The 20,245-nt window shown below is 50.5% G+C and carries 13 protein-coding genes and 6 pseudogenes; all 19 read right to left on the bottom strand.

The window, feature by feature from the left end; all coding sequences use genetic code 11:
* Positions 1-328: 328 nt before the first annotated feature.
* The 19 genes and pseudogenes from JCM12539_RS09125 to JCM12539_RS09035 all read right to left on the bottom strand — a co-directional run bounded on the left by JCM12539_RS09125 (position 329) and on the right by JCM12539_RS09035 (position 20,131).
* Positions 329-1,609, bottom strand: coding sequence for a D-alanyl-D-alanine carboxypeptidase family protein (locus JCM12539_RS09125; RefSeq protein ID WP_054650887.1), 1,281 nt, complete (start codon positions 1,607-1,609; stop codon positions 329-331).
* Between the two features lie 80 nt (positions 1,610-1,689).
* Positions 1,690-2,905, bottom strand: a pseudogene (locus tag JCM12539_RS09120) (sensor histidine kinase).
* A 104-nt stretch (positions 2,906-3,009) separates the two neighbouring features.
* Positions 3,010-3,696, bottom strand: coding sequence for a response regulator transcription factor CroR (croR, locus tag JCM12539_RS09115; RefSeq protein ID WP_054650885.1), 687 nt, complete (start codon positions 3,694-3,696; stop codon positions 3,010-3,012).
* Positions 3,697-4,341: 645 nt separating this feature from the next.
* On the bottom strand, positions 4,342-4,956 hold the full coding sequence (locus JCM12539_RS09110; RefSeq protein ID WP_156302161.1) for a hypothetical protein: 615 nt from the start codon (positions 4,954-4,956) through the stop codon (positions 4,342-4,344).
* Between the two features lie 175 nt (positions 4,957-5,131).
* On the bottom strand, positions 5,132-5,611 hold the full coding sequence (locus JCM12539_RS09105; RefSeq protein ID WP_054650882.1) for a DUF8821 family protein: 480 nt from the start codon (positions 5,609-5,611) through the stop codon (positions 5,132-5,134).
* A gap of 135 nt (positions 5,612-5,746) precedes the next feature.
* A pseudogene (gene guaB, locus JCM12539_RS09100) lies at positions 5,747-7,229 on the bottom strand (IMP dehydrogenase).
* Positions 7,230-7,610: 381 nt separating this feature from the next.
* Positions 7,611-9,027: pseudogene (gene lacG, locus JCM12539_RS09095) on the bottom strand (6-phospho-beta-galactosidase).
* Between the two features lie 20 nt (positions 9,028-9,047).
* Positions 9,048-10,718, bottom strand: a complete 1,671-nt coding sequence (locus JCM12539_RS09090) for a lactose/cellobiose PTS transporter subunit IIB (RefSeq protein WP_369396097.1) — start codon at positions 10,716-10,718, stop codon at positions 9,048-9,050.
* A gap of 53 nt (positions 10,719-10,771) precedes the next feature.
* Positions 10,772-11,173 carry a PTS lactose/cellobiose transporter subunit IIA gene (locus JCM12539_RS09085; protein ID WP_082405447.1) on the bottom strand — a complete coding sequence of 134 codons (402 nt, stop codon included), beginning with the start codon at positions 11,171-11,173 and terminating at the stop codon, positions 10,772-10,774.
* 12 nt (positions 11,174-11,185) lie between these two features.
* Positions 11,186-12,053: pseudogene (locus JCM12539_RS15280) on the bottom strand (PRD domain-containing protein).
* 258 nt (positions 12,054-12,311) lie between these two features.
* Positions 12,312-13,181: a PRD domain-containing protein gene (locus JCM12539_RS09075; RefSeq protein ID WP_054650878.1), complete on the bottom strand. Its 870-nt coding sequence runs from the start codon at positions 13,179-13,181 to the stop codon at positions 12,312-12,314.
* Between the two features lie 287 nt (positions 13,182-13,468).
* A complete protein-coding gene (locus JCM12539_RS09070; protein ID WP_054650876.1) occupies positions 13,469-14,173 on the bottom strand; it encodes a DUF1129 domain-containing protein in 705 nt (234 codons plus the stop codon).
* A 324-nt stretch (positions 14,174-14,497) separates the two neighbouring features.
* Positions 14,498-15,598 (bottom strand): redox-regulated ATPase YchF, encoded by a 1,101-nt coding sequence (ychF, locus tag JCM12539_RS09065; protein ID WP_054650874.1) that lies wholly within the window; start codon positions 15,596-15,598, stop codon positions 14,498-14,500.
* Between the two features lie 61 nt (positions 15,599-15,659).
* A pseudogene (locus JCM12539_RS09060) lies at positions 15,660-15,856 on the bottom strand (DUF951 domain-containing protein).
* Positions 15,857-15,873: 17 nt separating this feature from the next.
* On the bottom strand, positions 15,874-16,752 hold the full coding sequence (locus JCM12539_RS09055; protein WP_054650872.1) for a ParB/RepB/Spo0J family partition protein: 879 nt from the start codon (positions 16,750-16,752) through the stop codon (positions 15,874-15,876).
* A complete protein-coding gene (locus JCM12539_RS09050; RefSeq protein ID WP_054650870.1) occupies positions 16,742-17,509 on the bottom strand; it encodes a ParA family protein in 768 nt (255 codons plus the stop codon). The genes JCM12539_RS09055 and JCM12539_RS09050 overlap by 11 nt, the downstream gene beginning before the upstream one ends.
* 51 nt (positions 17,510-17,560) lie before the next feature.
* Positions 17,561-18,483: pseudogene (gene noc, locus JCM12539_RS09045) on the bottom strand (nucleoid occlusion protein).
* Between the two features lie 7 nt (positions 18,484-18,490).
* A complete protein-coding gene (gene rsmG, locus JCM12539_RS09040; protein ID WP_054650868.1) occupies positions 18,491-19,222 on the bottom strand; it encodes a 16S rRNA (guanine(527)-N(7))-methyltransferase RsmG in 732 nt (243 codons plus the stop codon).
* A gap of 231 nt (positions 19,223-19,453) precedes the next feature.
* Positions 19,454-20,131, bottom strand: a complete 678-nt coding sequence (locus JCM12539_RS09035) for a type 1 glutamine amidotransferase (RefSeq protein ID WP_054650866.1) — start codon at positions 20,129-20,131, stop codon at positions 19,454-19,456.
* Positions 20,132-20,245: the final 114 nt, after the last annotated feature.

Raw genomic sequence — 20,245 nt, 5'->3', positions numbered from 1 at the left:
TGTAACGCCGTAGGAACGCAGTGACGTACGGCGCGACGAGTTTCGAGACCAGCCGGTGGGCCTCCGGATGGGCTCGAAATCGCACCGGAAACTCACCCGGTTTTGGTGAGTTGGAGGTTTCGCCCTAGCAGTGGATTACCATGGAGCACCCCACGTATGCCGCAGCTCACCGGGCCGGCCTACGCTGCCGTCAACCACTACTGTAGCAATCACGGCGTAGGGCACGTAAGCCGCAGCCCCAAACCCCACCCGCGTGTTCGTACCCACCAACCGCTACTACGGCGAAACAAAAGCGCCCCAGGACACGAGTCCCGAAGCGCTGTGGTGGTTAGAATAAGTTGCTGAAGAATTCGCCGATACCGCGGAACAACAACCGGAAGAAGCCGGCCTTCGCATCCGCCGTCTTGGTGGTCACCGCTACGCGACCGCTGTTGCCGTCAACGTAGCCTAGGCTATCGCCCTTAACCTTCACGTTCAGTGTTCCCGCCGTCGCACCCTTCTTCACTGGCGCCGACAGCTTCTTGCTCGTGTACGTCTTAGTCACATCAGCGCTGGTAGTGCCCGTTGGGACCACCGTCTTCAACGCTTTGCTAGTACTAATGGCCACCGTCTTGTCCTTACCCTTATCAACGGTCGCCGTACTGTGGTCCTTAACGGACTCACCCTTCTTCACCAGGGTAGCGGTCTGCCAGTTGTGCACCACGTAGCTCATCAGCTTGGCGGTCTGCACAAAGCGCTTCGTTGTCCCGGATCCATTAGCATGCAACACAACGGTAATCATACGCATACCGTTAATCTTCACGGTCCCAGTAAAACAATCACCCGCCGCATCACTGGTACCGGTCTTCAAACCGTCAACCTTCAGCTTCGAGTAACTGGCAACTAAGCCCGGCAACATCCAGTCCCAATTGTCCATATCGGTCGCGTCGTTCGTGCCCTTACGGAAAGTGGCCTTGGTGATGCTGGTGGTCTTGAGAACATCAGGATAGTCCTTTAACAAGTTGCGCGCCAGGATTGCCATATCCTTTGCGCTCATCTTGTTCTCGGCATCCTTACCCGTACCCGCAACCATGTTGCTACCCAAGTCGCTGTTGTTCAGCCCGTTGGCGTTCACAATCGTAGCGTCCTTGATGCCCCAGTCTTGAAGCTGGGTGTTCATCATTTTAACGAACTTCGTCTGGTTACCAGCAACCACGTCGCCCAGCATCATCGCCGCCGCGTCCGCGGAGTAAATCAAAGTTGCCTGGTACAATTCCTTCACCGTGTACTTTGCGTCGGTCCGCAGCGGTACGTTGGAGAGGTCCCGATTTTGGCTCAAAGCAGCCATGGACTTACTTGGTGATATGGTATCCGTCCACTTAACTTTGCCCTGCTTAATGGCCTGACGGAGTAAGTAAACCGTTAGTAGCTTGGACATTGACGCCACCGGCAGGGATTGGTCAGCGTTCTTGGCGTACATAATCTTGCCGCTATCCGCGTCAATCGCAATTGCGGCAGAAGCGTCAATATCGACACTAGTCGCAGCGTGGGTGGTCGCGGCCGGCGCCACTACACTGGCCACCGTTATCGCCGCCAACAGTGCCACAACCACTTTGAAAAATTTCTTCATCGTTTTAAATCTCCATCTTTCATTACAATTTACGGGTCTAACCGACGGAATATGTATCCGCACCAAAATGTGCGGCGACGTTAATGCGCTTCACCAGCCGGTGTTGCGGCACTTGTGTTCGTCGTTAAACCCTGTTTTCCATTATGGGCCAACTGCTCCCCGATACGCAACGGCAAATGGATCACAAAACTAGTCAATTTCGGGCTGGATTCCGCGTAGATGTACCCACCATGCAAAGTCACGAAACTTTGCGCAATGGCCAGGCCCAACCCGGAGCCCCCGGTTTCCTGGGAACGGCTTTCTTCCACCCGGTAAAACCGGTCAAACAACTGGCTGAGTGAATCGTTGGGAATTTCTGCGCCATCGTTCGAGACGTGCACCACGACCTCGTTACCAATTTTTTTTCACTATTGAGGTAAATGTGTTGTGCACCCTTACCGTACTTCAACGCGTTCACAATCAAGTTATTGAAAACCCGGCCGAGCTTGTCGGTGTCGGCTTCCATCATGAGCGGCTTCGGGTCACTATCCACGATAAACTCGATGTGCCGCTTCTCGGCCTCCAACTCGAAGCTGGCGGCCAACTGGTCGAGCATCGCCGCCATGTCGAAGCGTTGTGCGTTCATCTTGGTGGTTGTCTGGCGGGCCTTGGTGTACTCAAAGAGGTCTTCAACCAGCACCTTCATTTGCTTAGACTTCAAGTATGCCGTATGGACGTACTTTTGCACGTCGTCCTCCGAATGGTACTGTTTGTCCTCAATCAGGCCCAAGTAACCGATGATTGAGGTCAGCGGCGTGCGAATATCGTGGCTCACGTTGGTAATCAGCTCGTCTTTGCTGGCCTCAATCCGCCGTTCCTCGTTCATCGACTCCACGGTGGACTCTACTAGCGCGTTGATACTATCAACCACCCGCTGCAGGTCCGAGTTGACGGCCAGGTGAATCCGGTGTCCAAGTGTCCGTCCGCAATGTAGTGTAACTCGCTGATGACGTGCCGCATCTGCATCTGGTGGTAACGCCGAATCAGCCGCCAGTAAACCACGATGGCGTCCGCCACGCCCATCATGCCGATGAAGAGGTTCTCCCAACTCCACAGGTGCCAACTGTGCTCCGGTCCAAACGCCAGCGTACTCTTGATGGTGAAGATGGCCTCCTGCCACTGCGGGCTACTAGCAATCATCTGGTTGATCATCACGACGATGGCAAAGTTCAGCAGCAACAGCAAGATGACGGTGACGACACCCTCAATGAGTAATTCAGATTTTTCCTTCGCGGTTAGGCGGATCTTTTCGCCCATATGCTTCTCCCTCAATCAAAGGGGTCGTGGCAGACACCCGTGCTACGCCAACACAACGGTCCGCGTACCCCACAGAATCATGCCACAACCCCAGCGTAAATCGTTTAGGCTTCGACTTTGTACCCGACACCCCAGACGGTCTCAATGACCTTTTCGCCGCCAGTGGCTTCCTCAATCTTGTCGCGCAGATGGGAAACGTGCACCATGACGGTCTTCGCCGACACGATTGACTCCTGCTGCCAAACCCGCTCGAAAATCTCATCCGCGGAGAAAACGCGGTTCGGGTGGCTAGCCAGCAAGTACAGGATGCCAAATTCCAGTGCGGTGAGCTGAATTTGCTTACCGGTCAAAGTAATTACTTCGTGGCTATCCTTGTTAATCTTAAGCGGACCAACTTCCAGAGCGTCAGGCGCATTATTTTGTACCTGGCCTTCGCTACGACGCAGTAAGCTCTTCACCCGGGCCATTACTTCCAGCGGGTTGAAGGGCTTAGTGACGTAATCATCGGCACCGGTGATGAGGCCCTGGATCTTGTCCATGTCGGCAGTCTTTGCCGACACGATAATGATCGGAATCTGGCTATCTTTGCGGACTTCTTTGACCACGTCAATACCGGACATGTTCGGCATCATAATGTCCAGGATCATCAAAGCGGTATCGGGATTGGTGGCCAACTTGGTAATGGCCTCCTTGCCGCTGTATGCCGTGAGGGGCTCGTAGCCCTCGTTAGTGGCGTAAATGCTCAGCAATTCTACGATTTCTTTATCATCATCAACAATCAGAATTTTCATAATTAATTTGGCTCCTTATCGAAACACTTTTATAGTTTGATTCTAGCAGAATGGTGCGGCAATGCTACGGATAGGGGGGAGCTTAGGATAAGTTTAAGTGAAGAGAGAGCGGAGCAGGCCATTTAGAAGGCAGAGTATAAGTAACTCTAACCGAAAGGCCCGGGCTTGGCCTTTTGGTTAGAGTTGCTTATGCGGCGTCTTCTGGCCTGCGCAGCTCGTTTAGAGAGCGGAGCAGGCCGTTTAGAAGGCAGAGCATAAGTTACTAGCGCCGGAAGGCCCGTACTTGGCCTTTTGGTGCTAGTAGCTTATACGTCGCTTTCTGGCCTGCGTAGCTCGTTTAGAGAGCGGAGCCCCGCGGGTAAAAGCCAGAACGTAAGGCGGTTCGGCGGAAGGGCCCGTTCTTGGTCCTTTTGCCGAACTGCCTTACGTGGCGGCTTTTGCGGGGCGCAGCTCGTTTTCATACGCACAACTAACGCGCGAACACAGTAGCATTCCCATACAGTCCCTTGCAAAAGGAGCCACGTAGCATCTCAACCCATCCAAGCCTAGGTCTGCATTCTATAAACCTCCCGCATAAAAGCAAAGCGGGAGCCAACACGGCGGCCCCCGCTGACGGTTAGTGACCGCCTACTCATTCAGTTTAGGTTAATAAACCGTCGCAATACGGCCATCCTCGTACACGTAGAATAAGTGTAACATCTCAGTACTGCCCTTAGCGTACCCGCCAACTTGGTAGGCAACCTGGTCGTACGCCGTCGTCTTACCTGCATACTTAAAGGTGTCAATATCACTCGATTTCTGGTGTGGATGCTTCTTGAAGTACTGCTTCACAATCGCTACCGCAGTGGCCTTGCTACCACGCGTATACTGCTTAGCGCTACTAGACTTGCTGGAGGCCTTCTGACTACTTTTCTTAGCCACACGTTTCTTCGCACTACTTTGCTTGCTGCTCGACTTCTTAGTGCTACTCTTCGACTTACTACTCGACTTAGCAACCACGCTACGACTGGATTTGCTTGAAGACTTAGCCTTGGTACTTTTGCTGGACTTCTGCGCCACTTTGCTGCTACTCGTCACAATCGCATCGCTGCCCGTCAGCGCCTGCTCCGCACCGATACCCCAGTGTGGCAAAACGCGGTCGTACACCATGACTAGCGCAAAAATAATTGCCAGCGCCAATAACACTTTGCGGGTGTACAGGACAATATTACGCGTCCCAAAGCGGCGAACCCGATCGCTCCGGCTGTTAGCCGCACGCATATACTCGTGGTAAAAACGAATGATGACCCATACCATTAAAACTACGAGTACAATCTCGCGCAATAACATGTTATGGAAGAAAAAAATTAAATAGCCAGATCCACATGCTGTTGGACCTCCCGGATGTTTATGCTTACCCAACCATTATAGCAAAAACAACTCCGTCCGCGGTCCATTACTGAATTGCCGGCGTACTGTATTCACCCTTAATCACAAAGTAGCTACCGCGAATCGTACCGGCCAGCTTGCTTCTCTGCCGCACGAACTTAAACTTATCCGCCAGCGATGCCGGAACGTCCATACCGTCGCTGAGCTTGAATCCGACTGCCCGTTTACCACCTGCGGCCTGCTCGTACAGCACATTCACACACAACCCATTCGCATAGATTACGTACGTCCAGTCAGTCCCATCTACGGGCGGTTGCGCAACCTCCAACGGCTGTGCCGTTATTGTGATATCCCGCTCCGCCAATACGGTATTAACGTAATCCACAATCGCCGGCTGCTCACTGGCAGGGTACGTGATAAACGGCACTTTGTACTTGTTCCAAAAATAACGCGCTTCATTCGCCCGTAACCCCGCTAGCGCCGATGCCACCGGCGAACTGGTTAAACCAACTTTAGAAACATCCTTCAAATCAACCTGATACGCCATAACCGCCCTCCGTTTTAGGCATAGTATGGCACACCATCAAAGACGTGTAAATAACATCAGTGCGTTAATCCGCCGTCACGCCGACCGAATAAAAAAAGGCGCGCACCTTTGGGCACGCACCTCGATTCAATATCGTTACTTGACGCTGTAATTAGGTGCTTCTTTGGTAATCTGAACGTCGTGTGGGTGACTTTCCCGCAACCCGGCGTTAGAAATTTGCATAAACTGAGCGTTGTCATTCAGGTTCTTGATGTCGGCGGCACCAACGTAGCCCATCCCGGAACGCAAACCACCAATCATCTGGAACAACACGTCACCGGCGGAACCCTTGTAGCCACGCGGCCCTCGATACCTTCTGGTACCAACTTGTTCGCTTCGTTCACACCAGACTGGAAGTACCGGTCAGAGGAGCCGTGGGCCATTTCCATGGCGCCCAGGCTACCCATCCCCCGGTACGTCTTGTAACGACGACCGTTAAAGAATTCCAGTTGGCCTGGGGCTTCATCAGTACCGGCCAGCATTGATCCCAGCATGACCGCGTTACCACCGGCGGCCAGGGCCTTGACGATATCCCCGGAGTACTTAATCCCACCGTCAGCGATGATGGTCTTGCCCTCTTTGCGCGCCACACTGGCAGCGTCATAAACGGCAGTCAACTGGGGAACGCCAACACCCGCAACGATACGGGTTGTACAAATCGAACCGGGACCAATCCCCACTTTGACAACGTCCACGCCGGCATCATACAGCGCCTGGGTCGCTTCGGCCGTCGCCACGTTGCCGGCAATCAGCGTCACCTTAGGGAAGTGAGAACGAATCTCGGCGATCTTGCGCAGCACCCCAGCGGAGTGGCCGTGAGCGGTGTCAATCACAATTGCGTCCACCCCGGCGTCGAGGAGCGCCTGGGCACGGTCAAAGGTATCACTGGTCACGCCAACCGCGGCCGCAACCAATAGCCGTCCCTGTGCATCAACAGCGGCGTTCGGGAATTGGGTCACCTGACGGAGGTCCTTGATGGTGATCAGACCCGCCAACTCGCCGTTTTGATCAACTAATGGCAGCTTTTCAATCTTGTGTTCTTGGAAGAGTGCCTCTGCCTGCTCCAAAGTTGTACCTACCGGAGCGGTCACTACGTCCTTGGTCATCACGTCCGCAATCGGTACGTTTCGGTCAGCGACGTAGCGCAAATCCCGGTTGGTGAGGATTCCGACCAGATGGTTATCATCCTTACCCGCGACGATGGGAACACCGCTGATGTGCTCCGCATCCATAGTCGCAGCAGCTTCCGAGACGGTCTGATCTGCCGTTGCGGTGAAGGGCTTGCCCACGATACCATTGACTGCGCGCTTTACAATCGCCACTTCCTCGGCCTGAGCTCAATGGACATGTTCTTGTGGATGACCCCCAAGCCACCCTGACGCGCCATGGAAATCGCCATGGCGCTTTCGGTGACCGTGTCCATCCCCGCGCTGATAATTGGGATGTGCAAGTGAATATTGTCCGCCAGGTCCACGGATAAGTCGACTTCATTTGGGAGCACGTGGCTCTCAGCTGGTATTAACAAGACATCATCAAACGTAAACCCACGCCGCTCAAACTTGGTATCCCAATTAGTCAATTTATTAACCTACCTTTTTTAGAATTGTAGTGAGTTTAGCACCTTAACACCCGCTTGGCAATTATGCCCGTTATTTAAGCGGCTAGAAGCGAACATTAGCGGATTATGGCGCGGATTTAATCGTTCTGTTAACTACGTCTTAGCTTCATAGATGGACTTCCGTTTAGCCAGGCACATGAAACTTGGCACCTAATTCAGTTCAGCAAAAGTCATGGGCAACTTCAAAAACAAAGTATAAAGACTGCATCATCCCTAGTACCGTCACATACTATATCGGAACCATCATCCCCAAAAGCACTGCAATTATTCAAAGTATTCATACTATCAAAAAAAACGTAGCCAATGCGGCTACGTTCAAAGGGGTGATCTTCATAATCGAATCTACATAGTATCAGCGAGCGCCTTAAACCATTGGGCACTCTTTTTTTACGTGGCGTTTCTGTGTGTCAAAATCAACATAAAACAAACCATATCGTTTATTATAGCCATTCGCCCAAGAGAATTGATCCTGCAACGACCAAACAAAGTAACCCTGTACATCAACGCCTTCGCTCCGGGCTCTCAAAACAGCGTCGACATGCTGATCAATATAATCAATTCTTTTATCGTCCTGAATAATGTCCTCGCCGTTGTACTCTTCCTTAAGGCCGAGTCCATTCTCAGTAATATAAATTGTATGACTGTTAGGATATTCCCTAGCAACCCGCTTGAGAATGTCATAAAGCCCCTCTGGGTAAATATTCCAATCCCAGTCAGTTGTGGGAACTCCAGCCTTTGGCACCAACTGACCTACGCCGTGAAAGCTAAACGACGTCGTGCCCTTTTCTCCTGTGCCATTAAACTCGTTACCACTAGGTCCATCATATGCCTGAATAAATTGAGATTGATAATAGTTTAAGCCAAAGTAATCATTCCTTGTTGACGCCGCCTTAAGAATTTCCATGTCATCTCTCTGAATATCCAGATGTGCATCATTCTTCGACAAAATTTCATTAATCAATGCCATTGTTTCGTCAGAGTATTCGCCCAGGAAAGTACCATCTAACAAGAAGCGATTAATAAACGCATCGTACAAATCAGCAGCGTGCTGATTTTCCTTTGTATTGGTGATCGGATAAATTGGCTGCAGAACATGTATCAGCCCAATACGACCATCTAGGTTTAACGACTTATACAAATTAACCACACGGGCGTGAGCAAGTAATTCATTGTGCTCTGCTTGAATAGCACTACTAATGTCAAAATGATGATTTGGCGGAAAATTACCAGCAACATATTGCGATAATGCTAATGAAATTAACTCGTTCACCGTGAACCAGTTCTTAACCTCTGTAAATTCAGTAAAACAAAACCTGGCGTAGTCCACAAAGTGGTCAATATTTTTCCGGTTAAGCCAATCTCCAGCATCAAACAGGTTCTTGGGAGAATCAAAGTGATGTAGTGACACGTAAGGCGTTACTCCGTGATCAATACATTCTTTAAATAGTCTATGGTAGTAAGCTACGCCCTTTTCATTTGGCTCACCATATCCTTGTGGAAATATTCTGGTCCACGCAATGGAAACCCTTACCGCATTCAGGCCATAGTCCTGAGCTAGTTTAATATCAGTTGGATACAAGTGGTAAAAATCACTAGCTGGATCAGGAGAAAAACGCCCCTGCTCTTCTAGATAGTCGTCCCACATCGTTTTGCCTTTACCATCTGCTTTGGTCGCCCCTTCAACTTGATACGCCGCAGTGGCGCCACCCCAAACGAATCCTCGCGGTAAAGTCGTTACTCGATTTAGTAAGTCTGACATTATTTGATTTTCCCCTTTCATTAGACTGCTGCCGGAGATTCTGGAGTATGCCCACTATCTACAGCACCATCGACACCCTTTAATCTATTAACGATAAAGTCTAGTGCTTTATCTGCATGGCGAGTTAAATCAATATACTGTTTGCCTGTAGTAGTAATCATCTTTACATCCGCCTTATCGGCTTCAGCCTGTAATGAGTCACGCATTGCGTCCATTTGTGGTGCTAAAACAACGACATCCATATCCGGTAGCAGATCGCCATGTGCACCGTAAGCTGCAGCCGCAGCTTCTACTGGCAGATCGTCTTGTTTTGCCATCTTGTTTAAAGAGTTGGCCAGAATTCCACTTGTACCACCACCAGCGCAAATAACTAAAATGTTAAGATCTTTACCGTCCTTAGTAATACTTAATGGTATTGCGCCACTATCAACGGCCACAGGGGCATCGTTATTCTTCTCGGGCTCAATTGTATCAGCACCCGAGGACGCCTCTTCTGCCACTTTTTGTGCATCGTAAACCTTGAAGAACGGATAGTAGCACACAAAATCCAGCACCAATATAGCCGCAATTAATACCAAGGATAGAGCTGCAAAGCCAGTGCCCATATACAGCCCAATTGGACCTGGAGTAGTCCAAGGTAGGTTATAGATAAAGGCATTCATGCCTAGCACATCAACAAAGAACTTAAACAACCACACGTTCAGGATTGGTGTAATTATGAACGGTAGGAAAAATATGGGGTTTAGGATTAATGGAGCCCCAAACAAAATCGGTTCATTCACCCCAAACGAGACTGGAATTGCCGAAGCTCGACCAACAGCCTTGAGTTCCTTAGACTTTGACATCAACGCGAACATGTACGTAATGATAAGGGTCGCACCAGTACCACCAATAGTGGCAACAAAATATTGTGTTCCTTGTGCAAGGATATTGGTTGCATGCGCACCCGCTTGAAACGCATGTAAGTTAGCCTCAACATTAGTTAAATAAATAGCGGTAACGGCTGGTTCAACAATTGATGGGCCTTGGATACCGATAAACCAGAAGAATGCCATGGCACCATACACGATTGCTAGTCCAGCATACCCATCAGCGGCAGTGAATAACGGTGATAACGCCTGGATAATCCACGCTGCCAGGTTAGTGTGAGTTAAGGTCCGGAATACTACATCGAATAGCCAGAAAAATGTTGTGGAGAAAGCAAATGGAATAATGTTCGTAAACGCTGAAGAAATATTTTGTGGTACCTGTTCAGGCAATTTAATCGTGATATGGTGCTTAAAACACAGGTAGTAAATATTCGGAACAATAAAGGCAACTAGAAAGGCACAGATTAATCCCTTAGTACCCATATATGCTGTACTAAAATACAATCCTTCCTTGTTAGTAAACGGATCGACTGCAACTAGTAAGAAACTAATTTGTGCGCCAAACATCACCGCCGCCTCTGGCATTTGATCAACCTTAGGGAGACGGACATTCTTACTACGCGTTAATGCTCTAGCGACATTGGCCGCGGCCATCAGGGACAATACACCCATGGAAAAGTTATATACCTTATTCAGGGAGTCGCTGACTCCCGTCGGCCAGTAAAAGCCCCAAATATTTGGTACATCTGCAACCAGAATAAAGATACTAGAAAAGATAATAATAGGCATTAATGAGATAAACCCATCACGAACTGCCTGCAAGTATATATTTGCTGACAATTTCTTAAAAAAACGGCTGGGCTTTCTCAATTTGTTTAACAATCCAGTTCATAACCAAACCTCCTTGGCTTTGACAAGTGGATTAGACATTTTCTGCGAGCCCTAATTTTTTTCTCAACCTTGGCAATACGTTCATATTCATCGATAAAGAAATTGACTTCATCCTTCAATAACATTGTGGTCATTAATGTATCCTGACCATGGACCATAATGAAGGTGACATCCATATTTTCGCCACCGGCCTCCTTACTTAATAATTGTGTTTGCTCATTATGTGCATCGTTAATTGACTCCTCAGACTGCTTAACTAGCTCACGGGCTTTATCAAACTCGCCCTTACGTGCATTATCAAGTGCGTGCAGCAACGCAGTTTTAGCATCACCCGCATAAGCAACAATCGCAAACCCTGTCATTGAAATTTCTTCCTTTGTAGCCATCATAATCACTCCTTAAAATTTTTTTTGTGGCTCTTCACCAAGTAATCTCTGAATATGAATAATGAAATACAGACGTTCATTATCACTGATACCGGCAAAGAGTTCCTGTTTAATTTGCTGGAAAATCTCCAGACCAATTGCATAGGATTGCGGATACATTCGCTGATAATCAGCTTCAACTTCTGGAGCCAATTGTGCCTGATCGGTTTCTAGCCGCTTGATTCTTTCCACGAGGTACTGCAAATGAATCATGAAGCGGTCATAGTAATTGCTATTAGCCGTAGAGCGATAAATTCCGTGCTGATTCAGACTTGTAAAACAATGTTGTTGACCATTTCGGTGGTCGTTTTTCCAAATTCCGTCTCTTTATCGCTTGTCTCATCACCCGACGCATTAATAAAATGCAGCGCTAGACTTCTTACTTCGGTATCAGGAAAGCTCACGCGTAAATTTCTCCTGATAATGTTCAGTGCATCCCAAGATACGGAGTATTCATCGGGATAATGCTGGCTTAGATCTGGAACCATACTCTTTTGGTAAGTACCCGACTGTACACGTTTATACGCTCCAAAAATATGATCACTAAGAGTGATGTAGATGTAATCAAGAACGCGAACATGATATTTGTTCCTTGCCATATCGATAATTTCATAGGTGGTCGTCACAATATCAATAGGAATATCCTTGAGTAATAAGTCTAAATTTTCCTGAGCAGTAGCAGTGTTGAGGTACAAGATTTTTTTTCGATTCGGTCGGCCGCAACTGGATCACCTTTCCTCTTGTTAAACGCCACACCCTTCCCCTTCACAATTGCTTCTCGATGATCATCAATGTTAACTAAAGCAGCATTGTGATTAAGTACTTGGGCTATGCGTAGCATTCCTCTCATCTCCGTCCCTAAAAAGAGTAATAAAAAAAGACCACAAACCGAGCGCATTAGCGCCGTTGGTTTGTGATCATGCCTGACTTAACAGTAACACTCACTAATATTCCTATCGACAAAGTTAGTGTAGCGCTTACAATATTATTTGTAAACGCTTTATTATTAAAAAAAACGTAGTCTCTTTTACTATTTTGACTCCCGCATCCAATGTCTAAAGTTGTCAACAGTGTTACTTGCATTTTTAATAACAGACTGTCATCCTGCCGACCGGCCAACCCTACCCGCTTCGCCCGTGACCCTTTGAACATGTAACGCGAGGTACAACAACTCGCATTCGTTGACCATTCCCCCGAGTTGTTCAATAACTAGGGCAAATATTTCCCGGGCAATAGTTGCGGCCTTGGGGTATGTCTGTTCAAAAACCCTCATCATGTCAACAACTTCACCGTAAACTAACGCCGCACGTTGCCGTTGTCTGTCAGCTAAATACTGAATGTGCACTAGCAACCGGTCGTAAGCGTTCGCCGTTACTGGTGTCCGCATCATCCCTTGGTCCCGTAGCGTGCTCACAATACTTTGATTTAAAGTCCTAACCTGGCGGTCGTCCAACAGTGTGGCCCGTGAACGGTCACTCGGTCGCGGAACCATTTGCTGGGCGAGCGTCCGCACCGCCGCCCGAGGCCAGGACACACCTAAATTTTCCCGAATGATGGCAAAGGCCCGCTGTGCCACGGCAAATTCCAGTGGGTAACGATCCACAGGCAAGTAAGAGTGCGGGGCCTGAAAGGTGCCCCCGGATACTTGGTCGGATACATCCAGGATATAGGCGGCAACCGTTGCGTACTGGTAATCGGCAAAACACATGTGCAAAGTACTACTAGCCATCGCCAACACTTCATAGGTGGTAGTGACTACTGGTAACGGCAGCTCCTGCAAAACCCGGTGCAACGTAGTTTTGCTTGTATGCAGGTCCAGGTAGTCGATCCGCTCGATTTGACGCGCCCACAGCCGGTCACCACGTTGATGTTGCCGCTTCAACGATTGCCCGTAAACAATAGCCTGCCGGTGGTCGGTCATTGTGACCATCGCCGCATTATCATTCAGCACCTGTTGAATAATTATCATACCGATTCCCCCCGTATCTTTTTGAGTATCACTTAACTATTATTTTACGGGGACCAGCAATCAATAACTATATATTGGTTATAAATAAATCTATCATCCGCCAGGTTGTGGCATTAAGTGCCGACATATCAGCAATATCCGTTAATTACAAAACGGCCGTTTGTGCGTATTGTTACAACAATCATCATCACTCAATTATGCATCAATAAATATTGGTATCAATCCGTACGACAACAAGGGCCGCAACCAAACTGGTTGCGGCCCTTGTTGTTTTCAAATGGATACTATTACTGACGTGGTAATGGTGCAAAGAAACTACGCAGGTGGTAACGTGACTTCAGCAGGTAGTGCACACCGTAAGCAATGACCGCCAGGATAAACAGACCCCAGTTGTTCATTGGTGATGTCAGGAACGACTTGACCATCGTCAGGTACGACGATGCCAGCGACGCAAAGATTATCAGGATAATCCCACCAATGGCAATAAACCAGAACTTAGGCCGCTCGCCTTTGGGTGTCAGGCTCCACTGGGTGTAGTACGTAAATACCAGCGCCGCAACAAACGACATGATTACCAGTGAGGCAAATCCGCCGCCCTGGTTGGAAGAGACCTTTGAGAAGCTACCAATCAGGCCGTACAGTACCGCAAAGATGGCCAGGAACGTAAAGCCCAGATCAGCCGTAGAAATCCAAAACGGTTGCTGCTGAATGGGATCCTTGGGCCGCGCCGTTGCGGCCTTACTCCCACCCTCAACGGCGGGACCAAATAACTGGGTTGCAGGCTTGCCTTCCTGTTGGCCCTTAATCATCTCGGGCAGCATCTTCTTCAAGGCGTCAGTTTCCTTTGCCTCATCCGCGCCACTGTCCTTCATCGAACGCCGGAACTTAACGACGTACTCCGCATTTTTCTTTGTCAGCTGCGCCAGCATCTCGTCAACCGTTTGCTCCAGTTCTGCCGGTTGCTGTGCTTGCTGTTTTGCTTGTTTTGCCACTGATTTACCCTACTTTCATGTCATTATGATGCGCTATTTATGTGTTGCGAGGGCGGTGCTACCCGCGTTACTCTTGCGTATGAAAACGAGCTGCGCAGGCCAGAAAGCGACGTATAAGCTGGTACGAACAGGAAGCCAAGTGCGGGCTTCCCGTCCGTACCAGCTTATACTCTGCTTTCTAAACGGCCTGCTCCGCTCTCTGCTTCTAAAACGAGCTGCGCCCCGCAGAAACTTGCGCATAACCCGCTACGCAATGAAGCCAAACCCGGGCTTCACCGCCGTAGCAAGTTACGCTCCAGTTTCTACCCGCGGGGCTCCGCTCTCTTACACATTAAACCTAAACTCAATAATATCTCCGTCCTGAACCTGGTACTCCTTACCTTCTTGCCGCAACCGGCCCGCCTCGCGTACCGCCGCCACACTACCATACTTATCCAGGTCCTCAAACGACATCGTCTCCGCCTTAATGAAGCCACGCTCAAAGTCCGAGTGAATAATCCCCGCAACCTGCGGCGCCTTCATCCCCCGACGGAACGTCCACGCACGCGTCTCCTTACCACCAGCCGTGAAGAACGTTGCCAACCCCAACAGGTGGTAACTCGCCTTAATCAGCTTGTCCAAACCGGACTCATCCACGCCTTCCGAGGCCAAGAAATCCGCCTTGTCGTCATCATCCAGCTCACTAATCTCTTCCTCGGCCTCGGCTGCCAGCGCGATCACCTCCGCGCCTTCCTTAGCCGCCTGTTCCTTGATGGCCACCATGTACGGGCTCTCGTCCGGATTGGCCATGAAGTCTTCGGCAATGTTAGCCACGTACAGCACCGGCTTGCTCGTCAACAAGAACAGCCCCTTAACAATCTTCAGCTCTTCCTTGTCAAAGTCGATGCTCCGAACCGGGTCGCCGTTTTCCAGCACTGGCTTGATCTTCTTCAACACGGCAAACTCTGCTTCCGCTTCCTTGTCGTGTGCCCGCGCCGTCTTCTCCACTTTGGCGTAACGCTTCGTTACGCTGTCCAAATCGGCAATCGCCAGCTCCATGTTGATCGTAGCCATATCGTCGAGCGGGTCAATTTTGCCGTTCACGTGGGTGATGTTATCGTCGTCAAACGCCCGCACCACGTGGACAATCGCGTCCACCTGGCGAATGTTCTCCAAGAACTTGTTTCCCAAACCTTCACCCTTGCTGGCACCCTTCACGATACCCGCGATATCGGTGAACTCAAAGGTGGTGTGGATAAGCTTCTTGGCTGGGATGAGCTCGTCAATGCGGGCCAGACGACTATCTGGCACCTCGACCATCCCCACGTTTGGGTCAATTGTCGCAAACGGGTAGTTGGCCATTTCGGCCCCCGCCTTCGTAATTGCGTTAAACAGGGTCGATTTGCCGACGTTCGGCAACCCGACGATTCCGGCTGTAAGTGACATTTGCAATATTCCTACTTTCTCTTGGTAATCTTGGCTGTACTAGTAACAAACCCCACAACGCCTAAGCGTCCTGATCATGCTCCGCGTGCTGCAGGATTTTCTTCATCCGCTTTTCAAAGTCGCGGCGGCTCATCATCACGATGTGCCACATCCCTGGCATTTAACCTTGATGTCCGCACCCATACGGATGATTTCCCAGCTGTTAGCTCCACAAGCATGCGGCTTTTTCATTTCCACGATATCGTGTAAATCGTACATGCGGTACCTCCTACTCCTTAATCGAGGTTTACATCTAGTAATGCTAACACACGGTTAAGGTCTGCTTCACTCTCAAAGTCAATTTCAATCTTGCCAGTACCCTTTTTGGTCTGCTCAATGTTAACCTTGGTGCCAAACCGGTCGCCCAACTGGTTCTCGCTCGCACGCACGTATGGTGACTTAGCGGACTTCCGTGACCCCTTAGTTGGCTCCTGACCATTCGCGTTGGCCCGCGCAATCAACTTTTCCAGCTGACGGACCGTCAAGCCCTCACTGACAGTCTTCCGCGCCATCGGGACAATCTGCGACTTGCGTTTCAAACTCAGCAGGCTCCGGGCCTGGGCCATGGACAAATCACCCGCATCCACCAACCGCTTAACGGATTCTGGCAGGGATAGCAGCCGCAAATAGTTCGCGATGTACGGCCGACTCTTGCCGAGACGCTTGCTGACTTCGGCCTGGGTAATGTTCAATTTCTTAATCAAAGTGTCGTAGGCCCGCGCTTCTTCGATTGGCGACAGGTCCTCACGCTGCAGGTTCTCCAGGACCGCCACTTCCATCATGGCTTCGTCATCAAAGGTGCGGACGATGGCCGGAATGGTAGCCTTACCAGCCATCTTGGACGCCCGGTACCGCCGCTCGCCCGCGATGATTTCGTACCCGTTCACGCTCTCGCGCACGATAATGGGTTGGAAGACCCCTGATTCCTTGATGGAATTGGCCAAGTCGTTGAGGGCGTCCTCGTTAAACGTACGCCGGGGCTGGTACGGATTGGGCCGAATTTGATCTAGTTGTACTTCGGATACGCTATCTGTTTGCGGTTCCTGATCCTCGAAATTGCTGAAAATTGCATCAATTCCGCGACCAAGCCCCTTTTTGTTCTTGTTATTCGCCATGAGCTGCCAGCACCTCCCGCACTAAATCTTCGTAAACTTCCGCCGCCCGCGATTTGGGGTCAAAGTCGACGATGGGTTGACCGTAACTCGGTGCCTCCGCCAAACGCGTCAAGCGCGGAATAACGGTATGGTACACCTTATCACCAAAGTGGGAACGTACCTCCGTGATGACCTGGTTACCCAGCTTGGTCCGGGCATCAAACATGGTCAGCAACACCCCTTCAATCGCCAAATCGGGATTAAAGTGTTTTTGCACCAACTTAACGGTGTTGAGCAACTGACTCAAACCTTCTAGGGCGTAATACTCACTTTGCACCGGAATCAGGATAGTGTCGGCCGCGGTAAACGCGTTGATGGCTAGCTGACCCAAAGACGGGGGGCAATCAACCAGAATGTAATCATAATCCGCACGAATTGGTTGTAACCCTAACTTTAGGCGCATTTCCCGTGCCATCTGCGAGGTGAGCTCAATTTCGGCGCCCGCTAATTGGATCGTTGCGGGTACAATATCAAGCCCTTCGTGGTCCGTGTGTAGGATTGCGGAGGTAATGGGTTCTTCATCCACCAAGACATCATAAATATCTTTTTCGACGCGGGGCTTATCAATACCCACGCCGCTAGTTGCGTTACCCTGGGCGTCCGCATCCACTATCAAAACGTGCTTGCCGGCATTTGCCAGGCACGCCCCCAGGTTGACGGTTGTCGTGGTTTTACCCACACCGCCCTTTTGGTTTGCCACCGCAATTACGTGTGCCATGTTAACCTCCAATTCAAACTGTCTCTTGTCGTTACCAGTATCAGCCGCTGGTTAGTCCTTGGCCGCTTTAGTTGCCTTGGGCTGGGCCTTGGCCGCCTTCTTAGTGACCTCGGCCTGCTGCTGATCCGGAATCTCGATGATGATGCGGTGCACCCCATCGGCATCCTCTTCGCGCATGGATGCATCCATACCCGCTTGCTGGACCATCTTGAGCGACTTCTTAATGGTGTTAACAGCAACCCGGGTGTCCGCGTTCAAAGCGGTGCGGCGCCGCGGTTTCTTGGCCGGCGTCTTCGCCTGAGGTTGGTCGCCCTGTTCTTCGGCGGGCTCGTCCGCCTCTGCTGGGGCCAAAATGGACTGAACCAAAGCCTCGGTTTCCTTGACGTTCAAACGATCAGCCGCAATCTGGTTAAGCACATCCTGCTGTTGGTGGTCATCCAGCTTTAACATTGCCCGGCCCTGCCGCTCGGTGATGGAACCATTCATGATGGCCGCCTGGACGGGCTGACTTAGTTTCAGCAGCCGTAGCTTATTCGCGACGAACGATTGGCTTTTGCCCACCGGCGGGCAATGCCCTCTTGGGTAATGGCGTTTTGGCTCATCAAATCGGAGTACGCTTGTGCCTCCTCAATGGGTGACAAGTCCGCACGTTGCAAGTTTTCAATCAAAGCCATCGCGGCGGATTCATCATCAGCCATCGTAGTCACAATGGCAGGAATCTCCGTCCAGGCCAATTGTGTGGTCACCGCCCGAAAGCGGCGTTCACCCGCAATAATCTCGTAGCGGCCCGGATCGTACTCGCGGACAACGATTGGTTGCAGTAACCCATGCTGTTTAATGGTCAAAGCTAATTCGTTCAGTGCCTCTTCCTGGAACACTTTGCGTGGTTGGAAGCGGTTCGGAACGATTGCGTCTGTAGGAAGCTTTTTGACGGTCTCATCGTCAGACTTCTTACGGTTAAAAAAAAGTTGAATGCCATGGTTATTGCCCCCCAATTGGTTGTTTTGCTGGTGTCCCGGGTTTACGGGGATACTTCTTGGGCGTCCTGACAACCTTGTCGATGACCACCAGGTGACGTGGTGCCTCCTCGACGGGTAGCGTCAATTCGCGATCGTCAACCACATGACCCCCAAGAATTTTGATGGCCTTGTCTGCTTGCGCCACCTCGTTGGCTCCCTGCATGCCCTTCATGGCGATGAACTGGCCTCCAAGTTGGACCAGCGGCAGGCACAACTCTGCCAACACATCCAGTGCGGCGACCGCCCGCGCAGTGACCAGCGCGAACGACTCGCGGTCTGGTGACTGCTTACGGCCGAATTCCTCAGCGCGCGCGTGCACTAGGTGTACCCCTTTGAGGTGCAGTCGCTGGCAAAGTCGGTCAAGAAAATCGATGCGTTTCTGGAGTGAATCAACGATGGTCACTTCCAGGTTGGGATTCAGTATCTTCATTGGCAGTGACGGGAAACCAGCGCCCGCACCCACGTCACAAACCGTCAGCGTGGCCGTTCGCAACTGCGGAAAGGCCAGCAGCGGGGTGACCGAGTCGTAGAAGTGCTTTAGGTACACGTCCCCCTCGTCAGTGATGGCGGTTAAGTTCATTTTCTGATTTTCCGCCACCAAGTATGTATAGTACTCCGCAAACTGTGCCCGTTGTGCGTCGCTCAGCTCAACGCCGGACTGCGCCAGTGCGGCGGCAAATTCTTCTGGGTTCATCGCGTCTCCTCATCTCAAAAAAAATATCATCATAACCCGATACAACGCAGTTTTTGCGCTGATAATTGTGGAACACTATCGCGTTTCACGTCACGTTCAATTTTAGCCCACCCACGCCGCTTTAACAACCCATAGGCGGCGACGTTTGGATGGTTTCACGCGTAACAAAAAGGGTTCGCAGCCATTGCCTGAGCTTGCGCCCCGCAACAACTACGAACCATTATTACTACCTTAAGCCGGAACTGCAACGTTGAGCCGTTGCTCGTGCCGTGCTTCAATCATGTCAGCGAACGCCTTAGCAACGTTCAGGTTCCGCAGCAACGGACCGTGTGAGTAACTGCCAAAGGTGTTCTTGTACCGCACACCCTCGACACCTTCCTCAGGATTGTTACCGAAACCTTCGACCATCTTACCGAACGGACGTAGCTTGTCCGTATCGTCAAAGTAGGTGCAACCACTGTGGTTTTCAAATGCCGTCACGGTGCCAAAGTCAGTTTCGTACTTGGTATCGCCAATCATCCGGGATTCAGGACGGAAAACCGTGTGGAATGGCAGAATGCCTAGACAATCAATCGTGGTCCCGTCGACCATTTCGTACTTGGTGCCCAAAAATTGGTAGCCACCACAGATACCCAGCATCGGGTGCCCCGCCTCAATGTAATCAGTTAACGTACCTTTGAGTCGGCCAATGTCCTTAGCAACAACGGTCTGCTCGTAGTCCTGTCCGCCGCCAAAGAAAACAAAGTCGTACTGATCGGCATCAAACGGCCGGTCAAGACTAACGTTGTCGACTTGCACCGCGTGGCCGCGTTCTTCCAGCAGGTAACGGAGAATCTTTACGTCGCCGCTATCGCCATAAGTGTTCATTAAATCTTCGTACAGGTAAGCGATTCGAATCGGTTCAGCCATTTTGATTCACCTCAGTTTTTTTGATGGAGTAATTATAACACATATTAGTACGGATAATACCGGGTTGGGTAGTGGCCAACGGCAGCGTTGGTCAGGTTGGTGAGCTTCGGCTTT

It is taken from the genome of Lacticaseibacillus pantheris DSM 15945 = JCM 12539 = NBRC 106106 (genome assembly GCF_001311175.1).
GTDB classification, from domain to species: domain Bacteria; phylum Bacillota; class Bacilli; order Lactobacillales; family Lactobacillaceae; genus Lacticaseibacillus; species Lacticaseibacillus pantheris.
This window is presented reverse-complemented; position numbering and strand designations above follow the sequence as displayed.